This window comes from Mycetocola sp. Y791 (assembly GCF_059445325.1).
On record NZ_JCAIUC010000002.1, the window covers coordinates 285,647 to 306,761 of the forward strand.

Genomic DNA, 21,115 nt, shown 5'->3' on the forward strand with positions numbered 1-21,115 from the left:
CTCAAGGGGTTGCGAATTGCGCCCGACTTACCCCTGGCCTGGCTGGGCGTCCCGCGCGACGGGAACGAGCTCCACGTTTCTGAGAACTCCGCCATCGGCGACGGCAGTGAGGTAGGTGCAGACCGGCTGGCGACGCCTGTCGGTGGGTGAACCCGGGTTGATCAGTCGGAGTCCGTTTGGACTCGTGGTGTCCCACGGGATGTGGCTGTGTCCGAACACCAGCACGTCGACATCAGGAAACTCCAGATCAGCCCGCTTTTCCCGGCCGATGGCCTGCCCGGTCTCGTGAATCATGGCAAAACGGATGCCGTCGATTTCCGTCCGTGCGACGAGGGGGAGCCGCCGTCGAAGGCCCGCACCGTCGTTGTTGCCGTACACCCCGACCAAACGGTTCGCGCGTTCCTCAAGCTGGTCGAGGAGTGGTTCGGTGATCCAATCGCCGGCGTGGAACACAACATCCGCATTGTCGACCGCGGCCCAGACCTGAGCGGGAAGCTCCTTCGCTCTCGCGGGGACGTGGGTGTCCGCGAGGAACAGGAGGTTTGTGGGCATAGGCCGATTCTGCCATCTTCGCCGCTTCTGCCTTGATACCGGGTGAACCAAAGCCGGGCACGCCACAGGGCCGCCACCGATCCCGTGGGAATCAGCGCGGCCCTTCAGTGAGTTTGCCGTTCAGGCGGTTGTCGTTCAGCTGGCGTGTTCGGCTAGCGCGTTCAGCGGTTGCTCGCGTCAGCCCTGGGCCGAAACATGGGCCATGAAGTAGTCCAGGTGCTCTGCTTCTACGGCTTCCTCGTCGAGGGCGCGCTTGCGATCACGCGCGAGCGCCTCGACATCCGTCGTTGCGGGTTCTGTGACACCCTCAGAGTGCTTCTGGTCGGAGTTCTGGTCAAGGGTAGAGTCGTCATATTCTTCTTGATTCATAAGATTCCGTTTCCGTTATATCTACCGGGAGCTATCGCGCTGAGCCGCGTGTCGTGGCCCGCTCCGGCGAGTGTCCCCGTCTGCGGCGGCGTCTGCTCCGGGTACTCCGGTGTCGCGCGCCTGACCGGTGTCTGAACCGACGGCATCCGCCCGAAGGTCGGCCCGAACCGGCGTCGTGCCCTGCAGCGGGGACTGATGCTGCACCGGTTCCTGGTTCTGCGACTCGTGGTTCTGCACGGGAGCCTGGTTCTGGACAGGCTCGCTGTTCTGAACCGGCTCGCGGCCCTGATCCCTGTCCTGAACCCGCTCTCGGTCCTGCACCGGCTCGCGGTTCTGCACCGGGTCGTGGTCTCGAACCGGGTCGTGGTTCTGCACCGGGTCGTGGTCTCGAACCGGTTCGTACGTAGTTTCCCGCACGGGTTCATGTGCTGTGCCGTGTGACGAGTCGTGGCTCGCGCCGGTATCGTCACGTCGCTCAGCTCCGACGGCTTCTTCCTCCCGCTTGCGCTGGGCGGCCTGCTCCATCAGCTCGGTTCGTTCGGGGTATTCTTCCGGCGGTCGTGCGGTTCCACCGTCGCTGTCGACATCGCTGAGCCCGAAGTATCGATTGAGCGCTTCCTCGTTGTGCGGGCTCAACCCCTCATCGGCGTTCAGGCGAGGTGCTTCGAGCACGGTCTCCTTGTCGAGTTCCGTCCTGAGTATTTCGCCATCCCAGGTGGCGTTTGCCAGCGGCACGAATGACTCGTGACGGCCGAGAAAGCCGGTCTTGATCGTGACCCAGTTGGGGCTGCCCGTTTCCGGGTCGACGAAGACCTGTGCGATGTTGCCGATCTTTTCGTTGTCGGCACCGAACAGGGGAGCGCCCTGGATGCCACCGACGTCTCGTGAATCAAGCATGTGATCTCCCTAGGGTTAGCGGCCGAGTCCGGCCCGGTCGACGCGACGGTGGAAACGCATACCGGCAAGTCCGCCGAGGACAGCACCGGCGAGGGAAACAGCGAGCGCGAGAAGCGCCGTGATGATTCCGCTGGCGGTCAGTTCTTCCGGGCTGGTCGGGATCCGCGGGAATGCGTCGAGGTTGGCGAGAATGTTGAACTCGTTCCCGGCAACGACGCCAAGAATGGCGACGACAATCGCGATGATGAGCGCCCAGAGCCATACGGCGATTCCCTGCTTCGCGCCCTCGAACCGTGCCATCCGGCCAGCAACGTAGCCGCCGCAGTAGTACGCGATGAACAGGATGACGAGCGCGATTATCGCGGAGACGAGAACGCCCCCGAGTTGTGCGCTCATGGCGTCGTCCGCGACGTCGTCGACCCCGCCTGCAATGGCAAGGGCGATCGCTGCGACCAGCGCCGTCAGGATCACGGTGAGTCCGGTCGCGGTCAGCCAACCGAAGAATGCCGAGCCGAATTTCATTCCGCCGAAGCGTTCCTTCTCGCGAGCGACGACGTCTTCGCGGTACGACTTCTGTGACTCAGCGGGTACAGCGGCGAGCGGCTCTGACGAGCTGTTGTCGTTATGCGCCGCGGCTCGCGCCGTTCTGTCCCTGTCTTCTGGAGTGCTCATTGTGCTGTTCCTCTCCTGGCCTGTCCGTCAAGTCAAGGCCTTAGCCAAGTCCTGATGCAAGGGGTTGCGGTTTCGGCACCGGTGCCTCAACCCTTGGTGTCCGAGCGGTGGTGCAGGCCGTAGATTAGGACTGTGACACGGCGACATGGCCCACTTGTGCCCCTGGTGATTGGCCTCGCCGCGCTCGTCGGCTTCGGCTGGATCTGGATCGCCACCGAGTCATCCGACGCCCCAGCCTCAACGGTTCGCTGGTTCATCTCTGAGTCGTCGCTCGCCCTCGCGATTCTGGTGCCGGCCGTGTGCCTGTTCTTCGTCATCCGCGCCATCCATGGTCGGCGCCTCGAGGCGCGCGAAGCGGCGCGCCCGCCGGCGACCGGCGCCCAACAGGCCGGTGACCTGCTGTGGTCGCTCTCGAAAGGACTGCTGCCGCAAACCACAAAGGCTGCAGATATACAGACGGATGCCACCGAGCCGGTTTTCATCGCCAGGCCGGCAGTCATCGCCAGCCACCGCCAGCTCACACCGGCGACGCGGACGCTCCTGACGACAGCGAGGGCGCTGGTGCTCTCCCGAGATTCCGACGGTGTTCCGGGGGAGAGGGCCGCGCTCCGGGCGTGGGAGACTCCCCGGGAGGTGAGCGTTGCGGCAACGGACAGGCGGTTCCTGCTCCGGGACTCGACCGGTCTCGGCGATGTGCAGTACGCGAGCATCACCGCGGTTCACCTCGTTCAGGGTGCGGTCCTGCTGCGCCTGGCGGACCGCCCGCCGATGCTCGTGATCTGTGAGCAGGCCGAATCGATCGCCGTGCTCGCCGTGTGGGGGAGTGCCGGCGAAGCTGCCCTCAGGCGGCATCCGGATTTCGTGGCATTGCGGAAGTCCTGACCCCGCAGCGCCGCACACCCGCATCACCATTCACCCCGGCCCCATCCACCCCGGCCCCACCCCGGCTCCACCCCGGCTCCACCCCGGCTCCACCCGGCTCGCCGCCCGGCTCGGGCCGGGACCAATGACCGGTGACAAATCCGGGGTCGTGTGGTGGTCTGAACCCTCCATAGAACGGGCTCGCCGTTCGGGTGCCCAGCGGGGTGGAGAAACATCGTGGCCGAGAAATTCACAGGCAAAATTGCCGTCATCACCGGTGGCGGATCCGGAATCGGAAGGGCGATCGCGATGGCACTCGCCGATGAGGGAGCGAGCGTGGTTGTCAACGATCTCCGTCACGAGGTCGCCCAGTCGGTCGTTGAGGAAATCACCCACGCGGGCGGAACAGCGGTGGCCATCGCCGGTGACGTGTCGCACCCCGACGACGTCAGAGCCGCGGTGGAAAAAGCCGTCGATACCTACGGCGCCCTTCACCTGGCCGTCAACAACGCCGGCATCTGGGGGCCGACCGAGCCAGTCGCCGAGATCGACATAGCGGCATACCGCAGCCTGATGCGGATCAACCTCGACTCCGTCTTTTACGGCATGCACTTCCAGGTGCCGGCGATGATCGCGGCCGGCGGGGGAGCCATCGTCAATACGTCGTCGATCCTCGGACTGGTGGGCGATCCCCACGCGATCCCGGATGCCGCGGCGAAACTCGGTGTCGTCGGAATGACCAGGGCGGCGGCGCTGGGCTGTGCCGCCCAGGGCATCCGCATCAACTCGATCCATCCCGGCTATATCGACACTCCTCTCCTGGAGGGAATGACGCCGGCCGTGCGCACAGCCCTCGTGGCCAGGCATCCGCTCGGGCGACTGGGTCTCGCCGCGGAAGTCGCCGCCGTCACCCTCTTCCTGCTCTCCGATGACGCCTCGTTCGTCACGGGATCCCAGTACGTGGTCGATGGTGGATTCACCGCGCAGTAGGGCCGCCAGTGGCGGCCCGCCCCGTACACCCCGTGATTGGATGGGACCATGACTGACGCGCACGCCCATACCGATTCCGTCGCCACCTACATCGAGGACTTCGGTCGGTTCATCGCCGCGAGCCCGTCGTCGTACCACGCGGCCGCCGAGACGGCCCGGCGGCTCGAGGTCGCGGGTTTCTCGCGACTGAACGAATCGGAAGAATGGCCGACCGGAGCGGGAAAACGGTACGTCATCCGCGATGGTGCTGTGATCGCGTGGCGCCAGCCGGCGGCATCCGTTTCAACGACACCCTTCCGGATTCTCGGGGCGCACACCGACTCTCCCGGGTTCAAGCTCAAACCGAAGCCAACGATCGGCGCACACGGCTGGCTTCAGGCCGGCGTCGAGATCTACGGCGGGCCGCTGCTCAACTCGTGGCTCGATCGCGAGCTTGAGCTTGCCGGGCGCATCGTCACCCGCGAGGGCCGTGAATACCTGGTGCGAACCGGGCCGTTCCTGCGGATCCCGCAGCTCGCCATCCACCTCGACCGCGACGCCAACTCCGGGCTCACCCTCGACCGCCAGCGGCACACCACCCCCGTCTTCGGCGTCGGCGACGTCAGCACAGCGGATGTCATCGGTTACCTCGCGCACATCGTGGGAGTGGAGAGCTGGGATGTCGCCGGTTACGACATCCTCACCGCCGACACGCAGGAGCCACGCCGGTTCGGCCTCAACGATTCGCTGTTCGCGTCCGGTCGCATGGACAACCTCTCGTCGGTGTACGCCGGACTCGTCGCGCTGCTCGGTGCCCCTGCGGAGGCGGAGCACATCAGCGTTCTCGCGGCGTTCGACCACGAGGAGCTCGGTTCCGAGACGCGGTCCGGGGCGGCTGGACCGTTTCTCGACGACGTTCTATCGCGGATCGGGGCGGGCCTCGGGGCATCCGTTTCTGACAGGCTGCGTGCCTACGCGGAGTCATGGTGCCTCTCTGCCGACGCCGGCCACTCGGTGCACCCGAACTACGCCGAGAAGCACGACCCGGTCAACCACCCGGTCGCGGGCTCGGGGCCGCTGCTCAAGATCAACGCCAACCAGCGATACGCGACGGATGCCGCCGGTGCGGCGCTGTGGACGCGCGCGTGTGCCGCAGCCCGGGTGCCGCACCAGGAGTTCGTGTCGAACAACACTGTGCCGTGCGGATCGACGATCGGGCCGCTGACGGCGACCCGGCTCGGGATTCGGGTCGTGGACGTTGGCGTGCCGCTGCTGTCGATGCACTCGGCCCGCGAACTCGCCCATGTGGACGACCTCTTCGGGCTGTCGGCCGCCGCTGGCGCGTTCTTCGCGGGGGCGTAGGGCGGCTCCACGCCCGCGCCGGTGTCGTGCGCCGGTGTGCCGCAGGGCGTTGCGGGTGCCCGGCCCCGGTGTTTCGGGAGGAGAATCGTGGGGTCTGTCGCGAATGGGCGGCCGGGGCCTGCACATTTCCGCCCGAAGTTGCGGCATACCCCCCGCGAGGTGGCACCGCTCGTCGGCTGTCTCCGCCCCGGCGCCCGGCTCCGGTGTTTCGGGAGGAGAATCGTGGGGTCCGTCGCGTGTAGGCGGCCGGGGCCTGTGTATTTCCGCCCGAAGTCGCGGCGCACCCTCGGCGGGGTGGCACCGCTCGTCGGCTGTCTCCGCCCCGGCGCCCGGCCCGGCCCCGTTGTTTCGGGAGGAGAATCGTGGTGTCTGTCGCGTGTAGGCGGCCGGAGCCTGTGTATTTCCGCCCGAAGTTGCGGCGCACCCTCGGCGGGATGGCTCGCCCTTGCACATATAAGTCGCGCTTGATATGTTGGGCGCCATGGACATCAACTCTTCGGAACTCACAGAGACGACGGCCGCCCAGATCGGCGCCGTCACACGACGCTTGAGCCGCCGCGAAGTCGACGGGGAGAGTGGACGGGTCGTGACCATCTCACAGACCTACCCGACGAGCCTGGCCGACCTGTGGAACGCCGTCACGACGGGCGACCGCATCAACCGCTGGCTCATGCCGATCACGGGGGACCTGAAAGTCGGCGGCCACTACCAGCTCGAGGGCAATGCGGGCGGCGAGATTCTCGAGTGCGCCGAGCCGCACACCCTCGAAGTGACCTGGGAGTACGGCGGCGACGTGAGCTGGGTCACCGCCCGGTTGACCGGCGACGAGACCTCCGCGACCCTCGAGGTCGAGCACACCGCCCTCGTCGACGACGCCGACTGGAAGCAGTTCGGCCCGGGCGCCGTCGGCATTGGCTGGGACTCGATGCTCCTCGGTCTTGCCCTCCACCTCACGAGTGGCGCGAGCATGGACCCCGCCGAGGCAATGGCGTGGATGGAATCGCCCGATGGCATCCGCTTTATGACGCGAAGCAATGACGCCTGGCGCGAGGCGAACATCGCTGCGGGCGAGAAGAAAGCGGATGCCGATGCCGCGGCGGCACGCTGCCTCGCTGCCTACACCGGGGTCGGTCCGGATCCCGCGGAGGGCGTCGCGGGGGACGTCACCGGGTAGTGCACGCCTTCGACATCCTCGGCGACCCGGTGAGGCGGCGGCTGCTCGAGCTTCTCGCCGAGGGTGAACGCCCGGCGGGCGAACTCGTCGACATCATCAGCGCCGAGTTCGGCATCAGCCAGCCCGCCGTGTCGCAACACCTCAAGGTGTTGCGGGAGAACGGCTTCACCACCGTGCGAGCCGACGGTCGGCGGCGCATTTACGCTGTCGACGCCGAGCCGCTCCAGGCCGTCGACGAGTGGCTCGCGCATTTCCGCGGGTTCTGGACCCAGCACCTCGACGCCCTGGGCACCGAGATCGCGCGCGGAAAACGCTGACCAGCACTCATTACGCAAACGGATGCCGTCCTCAGGTCGTGAGGGCGGCATCCGTTGTCAGGCGGTCACGTCAAGTGGCGTGACAACCGCGAGTTTTTCTAGCCGAACAGGTCGGCGATCCAGCTTTCCTTCCTGGACTTCCGGTAGCCGTTGCGGTCGTCGTCGTAGCGGCGGTCACGGTCACGATCGTTGTCGCGCTCACCGAAGAACGGCACCTGCTGGCGCTGCTCCTGGTACTGCGGGCGGGGCGCTGCGGCCGGCGCCGGCGCGCTCTTCGTCATCTCGGCTTCGGCGCGATCGATGATCTTGTCGAGCTCGCCCCGGTCGAGCCACACGCCGCGGCACTCGGGGCAGTAGTCGATCTCGACGCCGCTTCGCTCGCTCATGACGAGGGTTGTTGAGTCAGTTGGGCACTTCATGATGTCCTCCAAGACGAACGTTTCCTTCATCATATGGAGGGCGATGCTGCCCAACCTGAGCGTCTAGGTGTACCCGGCCATGACGTTGGTGACATTTCGGGGCTTGATCTGAGGAGAACCTCCGGGGCGTAGTGGAGTTGTTCAGAAACCAGGCATTCCGGGAGATCAACAACAACAACAACGACGAACGAACCGCCGCCCTTGACCCCTGGCTGGAGTATTACAACACTGAACGCATCCACACCGGCATCGGAGCAACCCCGATCAGCCGAGCGTCACCAATGTCCTGACTCAGTACATCTAGCTGGGCACCGTGACCGGCTGACCCGCGTGGGCTGAACGCAACGCCGCTTCCATAATTTCGAGCGTGCGGAGGCCGACGCGGCCGTCCGGCTGCGGAACCCGGCGCGGCGTCTGCCCGGCAACCGGGGGACCGGATACCCGGACGGCGTCGAGGAACTCGGTCAGGAGCAGTGCGTCGAGGTCGGTGCCGTAGCCCAGGTGGATGCCGCCATCCACGCCGAGGCCAGACACGTGCTCGGCGAACGGGTCGATCTCGACAGAGCCCTTCGTTCCGGTGATCTTCAGGGTGAGGCCGCCCCACGTCGGTGCCGTGAGCGGCTGGCTCCATGAGCAATCGATGGTGGCGATGAGGCCGCCGGCGTAGCGCACGGTGACGAGCCCGCCGGTTTCGACGTCAATTTCTGCGTCGGCGTGCAGGATCCGGTTGGCTGCCGCATTCACCGATTCTGCGCGGAGGCCGCCGGTGAGGGCGTCGATGAGGTCGGCGCAGTGCACGACGTGGTCGACGATGGCCCCGCCGCCTGAGAGTTCAGGGTCAACGAACCACTCGCGATGCTCGAGTGGCAGCTTGCCGTTGTTAGTGCCGTCGATGGCGAACATCTCACCGAGTCGGCCGGCATCGAGGTGCTCGCGCATCACCGTGAACCCGGGGGCGAACCGTACCGGGAACGCCACCATCAGGATGACGCCCGCGGCCTCACAGGCAGCGACCATCGCTTCACCGTCGGCAACGGTCGTCGCGAGCGGCTTTTCGCACAGAACGTGGACGCCCTCGCCGGCGGCTCGTTCGACGACGGCGCGGTGGCCGGAGTTCTCGGTGGCGACGACGACGGCATCGGGCTTCCACGCGAACAGTTCGTCGTAGCTGTCGACGTAGTTCACGCCGAGCTTCGCCGCGAGTTCTGCGCCACGCAGAGCTGCGTCCGGTGCAGCGGCGCCGTCGGGATCGGCGACCAGCACCTCAATGTCGGGCATCCGCAACAGCGCCGAGACATAGCTCGCCGCGTGCGTGTGGGCGAAGGATGCGATCGCGACCTTGAGTGGGGATGTCATGCTGCTGCTCCCTGTGCGTTTCCGAACTCTTCCATGTTGACGACCCTTCCGGTGCGAATTGACTCGTATGCGGCCTGAGCCAGGTACACCGCGACAGCGCCGTCTTCGGCGCTGACCCGTGGCTGCGCTCCACCCGCGAACGCCTCGGCGAACTCACGGATCTCGGTGAGGTACGGGCTCTCCCTCAGTTCGGAGGTGGGGATGACGAGACCGTCCGGTTCGGCATCGTGCAACGACGTCGTTAGCCCGGTGTTCTGGCTCGAGTCATAGCGGATGACACCGGCATCGCCGGCGATGCTGAAGCCCGTGGTGAACGGCGTCCCGATCGCTCCCCAAGTGGCACGAATGTGTGAGATCGCGCCACCGACGTGGGTGAGCGTGACGTGTGCGGAGACGAACGGCGGCACGACATTGTCGACGGTCGCTGGACTTTGAACGGCGTAGATCGTCTGGACCTCCCCGCAGGTCCAGCGGGCCTGGTCGAGGTCGTGAATCATCAGGTCCATGATGATGCCACCGGATGCCGCTTCGTCCTGAAACCAGGTTCCCACGGCCGGGCTCGAGCCGCCGCGGAAGAACCGGGCGACGGCGACCTTCCCGACCTTGCCAGCTTCCACGGCTTTGTGTGCAGCGACATACGGCCCGGTGAACCGAACGACGTGCGCAGGGTAGATGTGGACGCCTGCCGCTGAAGCAGCGTCGTATACCTCGCGGGAATCTCTCGCCGTCAGGGTGAGCGGCTTTTCGCAGACGATGTCTTTCCCGGCATCGATCGCCGCGAGGGCGAAGGCACGGTGGGTGCTCGTCGGGGTGACGATGTCCACACAGTCCGCGCGGCGGAGCGCCTCGTCGAGCGTGTCGACAACCTCGAACCCGAACTTCTCGGCGAGTTCGGCGGCGCCGGCCTCGGAGAAAACGAGAACCTCGGCTCCGAGCTTCTTCCAGGCGGATGCGTGCACCCGCGAGATGGCGCCTGCGCCGATCAGTGCGACGATGAGACGCTGCTCACCTGCGTCGGTGTATGAAGAGTTGTGCATTGCGTTTTCTTTCATTTCAGACCCGCGTGGGCGATGCCTTCAACGACGCGGCGTTGAAGGATGATGAAGGTGATCAGGATGGGTGCCATCGCCATGAGCGAGGCGGCCATGAGCACTCCGGTGTCGACGCTGCCCTGGTAGCCCTGCAGGGTGGCGAGTCCGACCGAGAGCGGCATCTTGTCGGGAGTGCTCGCGACGACGAGCGGCCAGAGGAGGTCGTTCCACGACGCCAGCACCGTGATGATGGTGAGCGAAACCAGGCCCGGTTTGGCGAGCGGAAGCATGACTCGCCAGAAGATTTGCCAGCTGTTGCACCCGTCAAGTCGGGCCGCCTGTTCGAGTTCCGCAGGCATCCCCTTGAAGAACTGCATCATCAGGAACGTGCCGAATGCGCTGAACAGGCCGGGGGCGGCGATGCCGAGGATGGTGTCGAGGAGGCCTGCGCCCTGAATGATCTGGTACTGCGGGATCAGGTAGACCTGGCCGGGCACCATCAGGATCGACAGCAGGAGCGCGAGCAGCACACCCTTGAAGCGGAAGTGCATGCGGGCGAAGGCATAGCCGGCCATCGAACAAAGGATGACCTGCGCAATGGTGCGCAGCACGGTCACCGCGAGCGACACCCAGAACTGGTCAAGGAACGGTAACCGGGTGAAGACCTCGGCGAAGTTGCCCCACTCGAAGCTCGAGGGGATCAGGACCGGCGGAACCGCGGTGATGTCGGCCTGGGTCGACACCGACATCTTGATCTGCCAGATGAAGGGGAAGATCATCAGGATCGAGGCGGCGATGAGCACGATGTGCGCACCCCAGTTGCGACCCTCCCTGGGCGTCGTCCGTGTGTTTCGCTGGCGGGCCTCGCTCGCTGCGGGACGTTCGGTCGCGGCCAGGCGTACTTCAGTGTCAGTCGACATAGTGGACCCATCTGCGCTGGAGGCGGAACTGCATGAACGTGAAGAGACCGATGATCAAGAGAATCAGCACACCGATCGCTGACGCGTAACCCTTCTCATTGGCGCTGAACGCTGCGTCATAGAAGAGGAAGACGAGCGATTGCGTCTTCGGCATGACGGGGTTGCCAGGGCCAAGGAGCGCGTAGAGCATGTCGAACAACTGGAAACCCGAGATGAGCGTCATCACCGAGAGGAAGAAGATGGACGGGCTCAGCAGGGGAACGGTGATGGACCGGAACTGCCGCCAGTGATTGGCCCCATCGATGGAGGTTGCCTCGTAGAGTTCGGGCGGGATTCCCTTGAGCCCGGCCGAGAGGATGATCATGTTGAACCCGAGCGACATCCAGAGGCCCATGATCGCCACGGCGATGAGGGAGAACCACTCGGTCGAGATCCACGCCGGCCCGTCGATGCCGACGACCGCAAGTGCCGCGTTGATGACGCCGTAGTCATTGTTGTAGATGATCCTCCAGACCATCGAGATCGCCGTCGGCATCGCGATGTAGGGCAGGAAGAAGCACGTTCGGTAGACCATCGCGAACTTGAGGCTCGGACGGTTGAGCAGGGCGGCGAATACCACGGCAATCGGAATTCCCAGAAGCAGGATGCCGGTGTACACAAAGGTGTTGAGGATCGCCCGGTAGACATCCGCGTCTGAGACGAGCCGAATGTAGTTCTCAAGGCCGGTCCACGTCGAACCGCCAAACACACCCCACTCGGTGAAGCTGTAATAGAGGGACTGGGCGAGTGGCCAGAGGTAGAAGAGGGTGACGCCGGCAAACAGCGGCGCGACGAAGAGCACCGGCCACCAGCCGTCACGGGTGAGGGTATTTCGTTTCATGGGCAGGTCTCCTTGACGCCTGGCGGCCGGGGGGAGTGGGTGCTGCCGCGTCTGCGACAGCACCCACGAGCGATTCGATCGCCTACTTCTCTTTCGCCAGCGACTCGTTCATCTTCTCGGCGAGCTCTTCAAGGACCTCGGCGACGGGACGATCGCCCGAGACCGCAGCCGGGAGCAGATCGGACTCGATCTTGAGCCACGCGCCGGTGTTCTTCGACACGGGGTACGCGACCGAGTAGTCCTCAGCGGCGTCTCCGAAGACCTCGAGGTTGTAGGTCGGAGCCGAGTCGACGAAGTCCTGCTGCGTACCGGTGAATGCGGGGTTGGCCGCGCCGGCCGCCGCCTGGATCAGCGCAGCATCCTCGGAGGCGAGGTAGCTCAGGAACGCTTGGGCTGCTTCGGGGTTCTCCGACTTTGCGCTCATCACGTTGCCAACTCCGTGGATGACGGTTTTGCGCTCGCCGGTGGGGGCGAGCGGGATTTTGGCGACGCTGAGGTCATCCTTCACGGCGGAGTCGAGCATGCCGGAAATGCGCCAGTTGCCGCCCCACATCATCGCTGCCTTGCCGTTCTGGAGCCGCACGAACCCGTTCGTGTCAGCGTTCTCGGCCGGGGTGATGCTTGAACCGTCAGCCGCCATGTCGGCCCAGAACTGCACGGCCTCGATGGCCTCGGGACTGTTGTAACCCGATTCGCCGTCCTCGGTGATGATCGTTCCGCCATTGCTCATGACGGCGGGGTAAATGTTCTCCTGGTTGCGGGTGGTGTCAGCTGAGCCGACGATGCCTTCGCCACCGAGGGTGTCGGAGACGGTCTTCGCCGCGGCGTGGTAATCGTCCCAGGTCCAGTCGTCCGTTGGCGCTTCAACGCCGGCACGCTCGAGGATGGCCTTGTTGTAGAGCAGCCCGATGGTGTCGAAGTCCTTCGGCACGCCGTACTGCTCACCGTCGAGGCTGTAGATCTCATTCATGGCATCCGGGTAATTCGCCGGGTCGATCAGGTCGGCGTCGACGAATGGCTTGATCGGCGCAAGCAGGCCATTGCTGGCGAACAACTGAAGGTTCGGACCGTTCATCCAGAAGACGTCAGGCAGCGAATCTGACGAGCCCTGCGTCTGCAGCTTGGTGAAGTACTGCTCGAACGCGGTGAGCTCGACCGACACCTCCACGTTGGGGTATGTCGTGTTGAAATCGGCGATCAATTCCTCCATCGCCGGCTGCTGGTTGATGTCCCAGATTGCGTAGGTGATATCGCCCTTCACCTTGGTGGGGTCTGACGGCAGGGAGATCTCTCCCGTGGCCTCGCCGCCTCCTGAACCTGCTGAACATCCTGACAACAGCATCGCTGAGGCTGCAACAGCCACGACCGCTCGAGATAACCGCATTCGTACTCCTTCTTCATTGATTAGGGCAGTGTTACTTCTTCAGTGCTTTGACCGTTCCCGGCCGTTCTCGAAATTGAGACGCAGGTCGGTGGGGAGCGGATCAGTCCGCTTTGGTGCTGAACCGTTGCGAAGTGATTCAGCAGCCCGGAGCTCGCTCATGCGATACCCCCGTCGCTGCCCGGATAGGCGAGATCAGGCACAGGAACGCCTTCGATGCCGAAGAGAGCCTGTGACGAGTTCTGAAAAGCGAGTGCCAGTGCGCCGAACAGGGTGCCGTCCGAGCCGAGGGTGGATCCCGCGATCGACGGCTTTCCCTCGAGCATGACCAGACGGTGGATTTCGGTGCGCAGCAGGTCGACGAAGTAGTCGCTCGAGCGCGAAAGGCCACCGCCGACGACGATGAGGTCGGGATCTAACGCGAGAGCGACCATGGTGACGTGCGGCGCGATTTCCGCGACAAATCTCTGGATTTCTGCGATTGCGTCGTCGTCGCCCTGCCGTGCATTCGCGAAGACCTGTTCCGCCGTTGGCGCTGACGACCACATGAGCTGCCCGTGCACCGCTGTGCTCGTCCAGCGCATCCCCCGCTGGCTGCCGATCTCGCCCGAACTGCGGTGGGCGCCCTGGTGGATATTGCCGCCGATCATGAGCGACATCGAGATCCGGTTGCCGATCTGCAGATAGATGATGTTCTCGGCAAGCTCGGCGGCACCGAGGTGGTGTTCGGCGAATCCGGCGAGCTTGATGTCGTTCTCGAGAAAGACGTGTGCTCCAAATTTCTCGCTGATCTGGCTGGCAACGCCGACACCGTTCCATTCGGGAACCACGAAGCTCTGTGAGATAGCACCATCGTCGCTGACGATGCCGGATACTCCCACGCAGGCGGCCTGCAGCTTGTCCTGAGTCAGCTCCGAGCGGGTGAGGGCCTCGTGAACCGCAGAGATCACGGCGTCTACGCGCTCGGCTCCGCTAAGCGGGCCCGAGATCTGGCGATCGTACCGTCCGACGAGCGTGCCTCGAAGGTTCGCGAGGATCACGCGGATGTTGTTGGGCCCCGCATCGATTCCGGCGACGATCGAGCTGTCGGCGTCGAAGCGGTAATGGCGAGCCGGCCGCCCGCCGATCGACGGGGTGGGAGTCGCGGGTTCCTCGGTCAAGAGCCCGCGAGATTCCAGATCGACGACGACAGCCTCGACGGTCGGGCGGGAGAGACCCGTGCGGGCGGCGACGTCGGAAATGCTCAGTGCCCCCGGTGCGCTCCGCAACACGTGGACACAGCTCAAAGCGTTGACGTGCCTGATGTCAGCTGGACTCAGTGAGGTCATGCTGTCGTCTCCAATGCGTGCCCGTCGCCGTCCGTGAGTGGGGGCGGTCGAATTAACATAGCAGGTTATGAAACCACCCTATGTAAACTCTGGATGACGCTGGGTAAACGAAACTGAATGACGCTGCGTAGACAAAAAAGATGCCGTCCCGCACTAGTGCGGGACGGCATCCGTTTTCGTATCAGGCGGCTGGGGCGAGTGCGCCCTCGATGACCGAGACGATCTCGGGGGAGTCGGGCGCCGTCGTCGGCCGGAACCGGTACACCGTGTCATCGGGTGTGATGACGAACTTCTCGAAGTTCCACTTGACCTTGCCAGCCTTGCCGCTGGCATCCGGCGTCTTGGTCAGCTCTTTGTACAGGGGAGCAGCGTCCTTGCCGTTGACCCTGATTTTCTGCATGATCGGGAAGGTCACGCCGTGGTTGATGCGGCAGGCCTCCTCGATGGCCTCGCCCTCGCCCGGCTCCTGGAAGAACTGGTTGCTCGGAAAGCCGAGAACGACGAAGCCGCGATCGCGATACTTCTCGTACATGGCCTCGAGAACGTCGTACTGCGGCGCGAGGCCACATTTCGACGCAACGTTGACGACAACAACGACCTTGTCCTTGTGCTCAGCCAGGGTGGTGGTGCCGCCGGAGATCGTGGTCAGGGGGATATCGCGGATGCTCATGGCCAGAGAGTATGCCCGGATGCTTGGGGTTGGCTGCGAATCGTGCAGTTACTGCATCTTTGTGCGTGATCGGGGCACTGCGGCGGTGCGCCGGGGGAGCGGATGGCCACTAGCGCAGTTTGCGGCGGTGCCGTGCCGACACGGCCAGGTAGGCGCTGAGCGCGCCGAGGGAGCCGATCCCGACGCGCATGAGCGGTTCGCTCCAGGCGCGCCAGCGGGAGTCGCCCGAGACGGTGAACTCGCCGATGCCCCGAATCAGCGCTGAGGCGATCATCGCAACGACGAGCCGGTTGCCGATCTTCTCGACCCGGCCCATGATCGGGTCGAGTCCCTCAGCGCGCACCTGGATCTCGATGCCGTCCGGCCCGATCGAATCCGACAGCATCCGGAGCTTCTCCGGCAGTTCCACGCCGAGCGCCGCGAGCTGACGGCCGATCTCCGAGGCTCGACTCACCAGCGCTCGTGGCGAGAACCGCTCGGCGGCAAAGCGCGTCGCATAGGGCTGCAGGGCGACGCTGAGCCGGAAGGTGGGGTCGAGGCGCACTCCGATGCCCTCGATCATCGAGAGCATCCGCAGCAGCAGAACGAGCTGGGGGTCGAGTTGCAGCCGGTGGCGGCGCAGCACGCCCAGGAGTTCGGCGACCATGGCACCGATTTCGAGCTCGGCGAGTTGCTTGCCCGAGTAGAGGGTCATGAAGTGGGCGAAGTCACGGCGCAGGTGCGGGCGGTTCACGTGGGCCGATGTCGACGTGACGGTGAGGACCGCCGAGGCGATGTGGTCGGGATCGCCCTGGAGGAGCGCTGAGAACAGGGAGACGAGGTGGTCGCGCATCTTCTCGTCGATGGAGCCGACCATGCCGAAGTCGATCAGCCCGATCCGGCCGTCCGTCTCGATGAAGAGGTTTCCCGGGTGGGGATCCGCGTGGAAGAAACCGTCGACGAACACCATCTGGCAGACGGCGTCGACGGCGAGGGTAATCACCTCGGAGCGGTCAACGCCGGCCGCGTCGAGCGCGGGCAGGTCGTCGACCCGAACTCCGGTGATCCGCTCGAGCGTCAGCACCCTCGATGTCGTGGTCTCCCAGAAGACCCGGGGGATGTGAATCCTGCTGTCCCGGAAATTCTCGGCGAACCGTTCGGCGTTCCTGGCCTCGGTCAGATAGTCGAGTTCGGCACGGATCGTCACGGAGAACTGGTCAATGAGTCCGACCAGGTCGTAATCGGCGGCGAGTTCCCAGCGCGCCTCGGCCTGGCTGGCCAGGTTGGTCAAAATCTCGAGGTCCTCGTGAACCTGGGCCACGGCTCCAGGGCGCCGCACTTTGACGACGACGCGTGTGCCGTCTTTCAGCACTGCGGCGTGAGCCTGGCCGATAGACGCGCTGGCCAGGGGTTCTTCGGTGAACTCCGCGAACAGTTCCGAGGTCGGGGCACCGAGCTCGGACTCGATCACGTTCATCACGACGGCACTCGCCACGGGTGGCGCGCTCGACTGCAGCTTGGACAGCTCGGCGATGTAGTCCGGCGGCAGGAGGTCGGCGCGGGTCGACAGCAGCTGGCCCACCTTGATGAAGGTCGGCCCGAGTTCCTCGAGAGCCATGCGCAGGCGCTCGGCGCTCGGGTTGCGCTTCTCGGCCCTCGCCGAATCCGCAGGGCTGATCCACCGCCCGAGTCCGAGCCCACCGGCAAGGGCGCCGAAGCCGTTTCGGCTCAACACCTTGGCGATCTCCGCGTATCGATCCAGTCGGCTCGATGGCGTCATGATTGGCTCCTCGGGTCCGGGCGGTGATGGGTCATTCAGGACCTTCCGACAGTCACAGTGGGCCTATGCAGCGCGGGGCGGTGTGGCTAGGATCCCTGTCATCAGCGGCGAACCCCGCACTCCCGCACTTTTTGCTGAGGCAACCGTATCGGTCGAGTCGGCGCGGGAACAGGGTCGAGTTGTCGCGTCACCGAAGGGAACCGGATGTCATTTCAGGCGTACCTCGATGCGATCGAGGACAAGACCGGGCTCACGCCGCGTCAGCTCGTCGAGATCGCGCGGGAGAGAGGGTTCGACGGCGAGTCCGCGAAGGCAGGCGAGGTGCTCGAGTGGCTGAAGAACGACTACGGCCTCGGTCGCGGGCATGGAATGGCACTCGTGCACGTGATTAAAAAGGGCCCGCAGATCGACGCGAAATTTGTCGGGACAGCGGGTGCCCACAGCGACGAGTCCGACACGCTGTGGCTCGATGGCAAGGCGACGAAGCCCGCGTGACCCGCGAGAGCATCAGTTCCGGTCGAGAGCACCCGGCACAACGGATGTTTTCGACCGCAACGGATGCTTTCGGCCTCCGCGATCTTGATTGGGACGTCGCGCAGGTCGCCCCGGCCCCGGGCTTCCGGACCAGAACTCGCGTCCGCGAGGACTGGGGATATGTCGTGCAGCGCAACGAAACCCGTTTCACGTCGGTGGATTCTGTTATCGTGGCAGCGTCGACGAGGACCGCCCCGGCCAGCACAGCCCCGTCGATCCTCGATCGGAATACTCAGACGGAGACACTGTGACCACTGCCAAGCGACCACTTCGAATCGCCATGATCGGATACGGCTTCATGGGAGCCGCCCACTCACAGGGCTGGAGGGTCGCACCGCGGTTCTTCGACCTGCCGGCCGAGCCGGAGATGACGTTACTCGTTGGTCGCAACGCGGAAGCGACGAAGGCCGCCGCGGAGAAGTTCGGCTGGGCCGAAACGGCGACGGACTGGCGGGATGCTGTCGCGCGCGACGATATCGACGTGATCGACATCGTCACCCCCGGCGACTCGCACGTCGACATTGCGATCGCGGCGCTCGAGGCGGGCAAGCACGTCCTCTGCGAGAAGCCCCTCGCGAACACCGTCGAGGAGGCCAGGGCCATGGCCGACGCCGCTGAGAAGGCGGCAAGCAAGGGTGTCTACGCCATGGTGGGCTTCACCTACCGCCGCGTTCCCGCAGCCACGTTCGCCCGTGACCTCGTGGCATCCGGTGCGATCGGTGACGTCCGTCAGGTTCGCGCGAACTACCTGCAGGACTGGCTGGTTGACCCCGAGGTTCCGCTCGCGTGGCGCCTGCAGAAGCACCTCGCCGGTTCCGGCGCCCTCGGCGACATCGGCGCTCACGCCATCGACCTGGCTCAGTTCATCACCGGGCAAAAGCTCACAAGCGTGAGCGGCATGCTCGAGACGTTCGTCAAGCAGCGGCCCATTCTCGCCGAGGCGTCCGGGTTGTCCGGAACGGCATCCGACGAACTCGGTGATGTCACCGTGGACGACCTCGCGCTGTTCACCGGCAAGTTCGATGGGGGAGCCGTCGGCTCGTTCGAGGCGACGCGCATGTCGACCGGGCGGAAGAACGCCTTTCGGATCGAGGTCTCCGGATCGAAGGGTGCAATCTCGTTCGACCTCGAGAGCCTCAACGAACTCGGTTTCTATGACGCAACAGCGCCCGCCGACCGCCAGGGCTTCACTCGGATTCTCGTCACGGAACCGCAGCACCCGTACATGGAAGCGTGGTGGCCCACTGGCCACATGCTCGGTTATGAGCACGGGTTCAGCCACCAGGCCCGCGACTTCATGGTGAGCGTCGTCGAGGGCAGCCAGCCGACACCGTCGTTCGCCGACGGGCTGCAGGTGCAGCAGGTGCTCGAGGCCGTCGAGCAGAGCGCCGAGTCCGGAAGCTCGTGGGTCGCGACCTCCGGCAACGACTGAGCCCCGAGCATCCGTTCTCTCGATCGCATTGACCAAGGAGTAAATTCATGACCCGTCCTGTCACGTTGTTCACCGGCCAGTGGGCCGACCTGCCGTTTGAAGAGGTCGTGCGCCTCGCCTCAGAGTGGGGTTATGACGGGCTCGAGATCGCCTGTTGGGGCGACCACCTCGACCCGTCGCGCTGGGATGACGAGGAGTATGTCGCGGGCAAGCTCGCGCTGCTGGAGAAGCACAACCTCAAGGTCTGGACGATCTCGAACCACCTCAAGGGGCAGGTCGTGTGCGACGACCCGATCGACCAGCGGCACCGCGACATCGTGTCGGATGCCGTCTGGGGCGACGGCGACCCCGAGGGCGTGCGGCAGCGCGCTGCCGAGGAGCTCAAGAACACCGCGAGGCTCGCGGCGAAGCTCGGCGTGAAGACGGTCACGGGGTTCACGGGCTCGGCGATCTGGAAGTACGTCGCGATGTTCCCGCCGGCGTCCGAGGAGATGATCGAGGCCGGGTATAAGGACTTCGCCGACCGCTGGAACCCGATTCTCGACGTGTTCGACGAGGTCGGCGTGCGGTTCGCGCACGAGGTGCACCCGTCGGAGATCGCGTACGACTACTGGACGACAGTGCGGGCACTGGATGCCATCGGTCACCGTGAAGCGTTCGGCCTCAACTGGGACCCGTCGCACATGGTCTGGCAGGACATTGACCCCGTGGCGTTCCTCTGGGACTTCCAGGACCGGATCTACCACGTGCACTGCAAAGACACGAAGAAGCGCCTCGGCAACGGTCGCAACGGGCGGCTCTCGTCGCACCTCCCGTGGGCGGATCCGCGCCGTGGCTGGGACTTCATCTCGGTCGGACACGGCGATGTTCCCTGGGAAGACGCCTTCCGCATGATGAACGCGATCGGCTACGACGGCCCGCTCTCGGTTGAGTGGGAAGACGCGGGCATGGACCGCCTGGTCGGGGCACCCGAGGCGCTCGAGTTCGTCCGGAAGTTCGCCTTCCCCGCTCCGGATGCGGCCTTCGACGCCGCGTTCAGCACGGGTAACTAGGTTCCTGCTCCGGCAGCGGCGTGGTGAGGGGTCGGGCGAGTTACCCTCGAAGGGTGCCCGATACTCTCACCGCCCCTGCCGCGCTCCTCGGACGCGCCGAGTGGCAGGCGCGCGAGCTGGCGCACGTCGAGCGTGCTGATGCCCTCACCGCCGACTGGCGAGCACGGGTGCAACGTGGCGAGAAGCATCCGATCGACGACTTCCTCTTCACCTACTACCCGGTGAAACCCGCCCACCTGCGGCGGTGGCACCCGGGCGTTGGCGTGGCGCTCGCCGATGCGGGGGAGTTCGAGCGAGCCGGCTGGCGCTGGTATCGAACGGATGCCGCCGGCGCGGTCGACGTCGACGCGGCGGCTTTTCTTGCGGCGAAGTCCGCCACTGTCGACTTCATCGAACGGCTTCTCTCCCGGACCGCGGCCAGGGTGAGCCAGTTCGGCTGCTTCGGACTGCACGAGTGGGCGATGGTCTACCGGCAGGGGGCGCACAGGCACGACGTGCCGCTGCGGCTCGGGCAGAACGGCACCGACGAGGTCGTCGAATCGCATCGCATCGGGTGTTCGCACTTCGACGCGACCCGCGACAATCAGCCGGAGCTCGAACAGCCCGGCTGCCTGCACGCCGGCATGGATGTCTACAAGTGGGCGGCCAAACTCGGCCCGCTCGTGCCCGGCGACGTGCTGCTCGACGCGTTCGACCTGGCCCGCGACATCCGCTGGCTCGACATGCGGGCGTCACCGTACGACGTGTCGCCGTGGGCCGGTGATCCGGTCGCGATCGAGACGCCGGAGGGCAAGGCCGAGTACGTGCGCCAGCAGCGCGCGTTCGCCGACCGCTCGAACGCGCTGAGGCACAGGGTGGTCGCGGCGATCCGGGTAGCTCGGGCTGTCGCGCTGCCCGCGTAGCCGTGCGCCGCGGGGCTGGCGGGGTGGCTCGTCCGGTGCGCCGGGCCGGCGGCGGAGTTTCGGGAGGAGAATCGTGGGGTCCGCGGTTGTATTGCGGATGCGCCTCGCGAGTTACCGCCCGAAACCGTGGTGACGGACGGAGCGGGCCGTTGAGCCGCTGGTGACGGACGGAACGGAACGGGGCCGACGAACCGTGTCTGACCGGGTAGCTGGGTGAGCGGATGGGTTGTCCGGGCGGCGGCGCAGTTTCGGGAGGAGAATCGTGGGGTCCGCGGTCA

Annotated in this window: 24 protein-coding genes; 11 read left to right on the forward strand and 13 right to left on the reverse strand. The window is 65.4% G+C overall.

Translation table 11 applies throughout. From position 1 onward, the window contains the following. Nucleotides 1-27 precede the first annotated feature (27 nt). The 4 genes from AC1C2N_RS06195 to AC1C2N_RS06210 all read right to left on the reverse strand — a co-directional run bounded on the left by AC1C2N_RS06195 (nt 28) and on the right by AC1C2N_RS06210 (nt 2,490). Nucleotides 28-552 (reverse strand): metallophosphoesterase family protein, encoded by a 525-nt coding sequence (locus AC1C2N_RS06195; RefSeq protein WP_495433286.1) that lies wholly within the window; start codon nt 550-552, stop codon nt 28-30. 177 nt (nt 553-729) lie between these two features. Beyond that, the gene (locus AC1C2N_RS06200) at nt 730-921 is read right to left on the reverse strand and encodes a hypothetical protein (protein ID WP_495433287.1); all 192 of its coding nucleotides are present in this window, start codon (nt 919-921) and stop codon (nt 730-732) included. Between the two features lie 21 nt (nt 922-942). After that, entirely contained in the window at nt 943-1,818 is an 876-nt protein-coding gene (locus AC1C2N_RS06205) for a PRC-barrel domain-containing protein (protein WP_495433288.1), read from the reverse strand. A gap of 15 nt (nt 1,819-1,833) precedes the next feature. Continuing rightward, complete coding sequence (locus AC1C2N_RS06210) at nt 1,834-2,490, reverse strand: hypothetical protein (RefSeq protein WP_495433289.1); 657 nt, start codon at nt 2,488-2,490, stop codon at nt 1,834-1,836. Nucleotides 2,491-2,622: 132 nt separating this feature from the next. On the opposite strand from AC1C2N_RS06210, the gene AC1C2N_RS06215 reads away from it, so the two are divergent. The 5 genes from AC1C2N_RS06215 to AC1C2N_RS06235 all read left to right on the forward strand — a co-directional run bounded on the left by AC1C2N_RS06215 (nt 2,623) and on the right by AC1C2N_RS06235 (nt 7,173). After that, nucleotides 2,623-3,372 (forward strand): hypothetical protein, encoded by a 750-nt coding sequence (locus AC1C2N_RS06215; RefSeq protein WP_495433290.1) that lies wholly within the window; start codon nt 2,623-2,625, stop codon nt 3,370-3,372. A 213-nt stretch (nt 3,373-3,585) separates the two neighbouring features. Further along, nucleotides 3,586-4,341 carry an SDR family NAD(P)-dependent oxidoreductase gene (locus tag AC1C2N_RS06220; protein WP_483406717.1) on the forward strand — a complete coding sequence of 252 codons (756 nt, stop codon included), beginning with the start codon at nt 3,586-3,588 and terminating at the stop codon, nt 4,339-4,341. 48 nt (nt 4,342-4,389) lie between these two features. Continuing rightward, a complete protein-coding gene (locus AC1C2N_RS06225; protein WP_495433291.1) occupies nt 4,390-5,682 on the forward strand; it encodes a M18 family aminopeptidase in 1,293 nt (430 codons plus the stop codon). Between the two features lie 481 nt (nt 5,683-6,163). After that, nucleotides 6,164-6,856, forward strand: a complete 693-nt coding sequence (locus AC1C2N_RS06230) for an SRPBCC family protein (protein WP_495433292.1) — start codon at nt 6,164-6,166, stop codon at nt 6,854-6,856. After that, nucleotides 6,856-7,173, forward strand: a complete 318-nt coding sequence (locus AC1C2N_RS06235; RefSeq protein WP_108392674.1) for an ArsR/SmtB family transcription factor — start codon at nt 6,856-6,858, stop codon at nt 7,171-7,173. The genes AC1C2N_RS06230 and AC1C2N_RS06235 overlap by 1 nt, the downstream gene beginning before the upstream one ends. 98 nt (nt 7,174-7,271) lie before the next feature. Here the strand turns inward: AC1C2N_RS06235 and AC1C2N_RS06240 are convergent, their stop codons facing one another. Then, on the reverse strand, nt 7,272-7,592 hold the full coding sequence (locus AC1C2N_RS06240; protein WP_495433293.1) for a TFIIB-type zinc ribbon-containing protein: 321 nt from the start codon (nt 7,590-7,592) through the stop codon (nt 7,272-7,274). Between the two features lie 131 nt (nt 7,593-7,723). On the opposite strand from AC1C2N_RS06240, the gene AC1C2N_RS06245 reads away from it, so the two are divergent. After that, complete coding sequence (locus AC1C2N_RS06245) at nt 7,724-7,882, forward strand: hypothetical protein (protein WP_495433294.1); 159 nt, start codon at nt 7,724-7,726, stop codon at nt 7,880-7,882. Nucleotides 7,883-7,892: 10 nt separating this feature from the next. Here AC1C2N_RS06245 and AC1C2N_RS06250 read toward each other — a convergent pair whose 3' ends face one another. The 8 genes from AC1C2N_RS06250 to AC1C2N_RS06285 form a co-directional block, all read right to left on the reverse strand. Further along, a complete protein-coding gene (locus tag AC1C2N_RS06250; RefSeq protein WP_483406439.1) occupies nt 7,893-8,948 on the reverse strand; it encodes a Gfo/Idh/MocA family protein in 1,056 nt (351 codons plus the stop codon). Further along, nucleotides 8,945-9,985 (reverse strand): Gfo/Idh/MocA family protein, encoded by a 1,041-nt coding sequence (locus tag AC1C2N_RS06255; RefSeq protein ID WP_483406438.1) that lies wholly within the window; start codon nt 9,983-9,985, stop codon nt 8,945-8,947. Before AC1C2N_RS06255 ends, AC1C2N_RS06250 begins: the two co-directional genes overlap by 4 nt. Before the next feature lie 11 nt (nt 9,986-9,996). After that, nucleotides 9,997-10,899: a carbohydrate ABC transporter permease gene (locus AC1C2N_RS06260; protein WP_483406437.1), complete on the reverse strand. Its 903-nt coding sequence runs from the start codon at nt 10,897-10,899 to the stop codon at nt 9,997-9,999. Next, complete coding sequence (locus AC1C2N_RS06265) at nt 10,889-11,779, reverse strand: carbohydrate ABC transporter permease (RefSeq protein ID WP_495433295.1); 891 nt, start codon at nt 11,777-11,779, stop codon at nt 10,889-10,891. Before AC1C2N_RS06265 ends, AC1C2N_RS06260 begins: the two co-directional genes overlap by 11 nt. 82 nt (nt 11,780-11,861) lie before the next feature. Next, nucleotides 11,862-13,163, reverse strand: coding sequence for an ABC transporter substrate-binding protein (locus AC1C2N_RS06270; protein WP_483406435.1), 1,302 nt, complete (start codon nt 13,161-13,163; stop codon nt 11,862-11,864). 155 nt (nt 13,164-13,318) lie between these two features. Beyond that, on the reverse strand, nt 13,319-14,488 hold the full coding sequence (locus tag AC1C2N_RS06275) for an ROK family transcriptional regulator (RefSeq protein ID WP_483406434.1): 1,170 nt from the start codon (nt 14,486-14,488) through the stop codon (nt 13,319-13,321). Between the two features lie 181 nt (nt 14,489-14,669). Continuing rightward, the gene (locus AC1C2N_RS06280; RefSeq protein WP_483406433.1) at nt 14,670-15,158 is read right to left on the reverse strand and encodes a glutathione peroxidase; all 489 of its coding nucleotides are present in this window, start codon (nt 15,156-15,158) and stop codon (nt 14,670-14,672) included. Between the two features lie 109 nt (nt 15,159-15,267). Next, nucleotides 15,268-16,917: an ABC1 kinase family protein gene (locus AC1C2N_RS06285; RefSeq protein ID WP_495433296.1), complete on the reverse strand. Its 1,650-nt coding sequence runs from the start codon at nt 16,915-16,917 to the stop codon at nt 15,268-15,270. A 204-nt stretch (nt 16,918-17,121) separates the two neighbouring features. Between AC1C2N_RS06285 and AC1C2N_RS06290 the strand changes: the two genes are divergently transcribed. The 5 genes from AC1C2N_RS06290 to AC1C2N_RS06310 are packed head-to-tail and all read left to right on the forward strand — an operon-like array spanning nt 17,122 to nt 20,837. Continuing rightward, on the forward strand, nt 17,122-17,412 hold the full coding sequence (locus tag AC1C2N_RS06290; RefSeq protein ID WP_495433297.1) for a DUF4287 domain-containing protein: 291 nt from the start codon (nt 17,122-17,124) through the stop codon (nt 17,410-17,412). Continuing rightward, nucleotides 17,409-17,702 carry a hypothetical protein gene (locus AC1C2N_RS06295; RefSeq protein ID WP_495433298.1) on the forward strand — a complete coding sequence of 98 codons (294 nt, stop codon included), beginning with the start codon at nt 17,409-17,411 and terminating at the stop codon, nt 17,700-17,702. Before AC1C2N_RS06290 ends, AC1C2N_RS06295 begins: the two co-directional genes overlap by 4 nt. Nucleotides 17,703-17,731: 29 nt before the next feature. Next, entirely contained in the window at nt 17,732-18,883 is a 1,152-nt protein-coding gene (locus tag AC1C2N_RS06300; RefSeq protein ID WP_495433735.1) for a Gfo/Idh/MocA family protein, read from the forward strand. Between the two features lie 47 nt (nt 18,884-18,930). Next, entirely contained in the window at nt 18,931-19,935 is a 1,005-nt protein-coding gene (locus AC1C2N_RS06305) for a sugar phosphate isomerase/epimerase family protein (protein ID WP_483406430.1), read from the forward strand. Nucleotides 19,936-19,988: 53 nt separating this feature from the next. Then, nucleotides 19,989-20,837 (forward strand): 3-methyladenine DNA glycosylase, encoded by an 849-nt coding sequence (locus AC1C2N_RS06310; RefSeq protein WP_495433299.1) that lies wholly within the window; start codon nt 19,989-19,991, stop codon nt 20,835-20,837. The last annotated feature ends 278 nt before the right edge of the window (nt 20,838-21,115 follow it).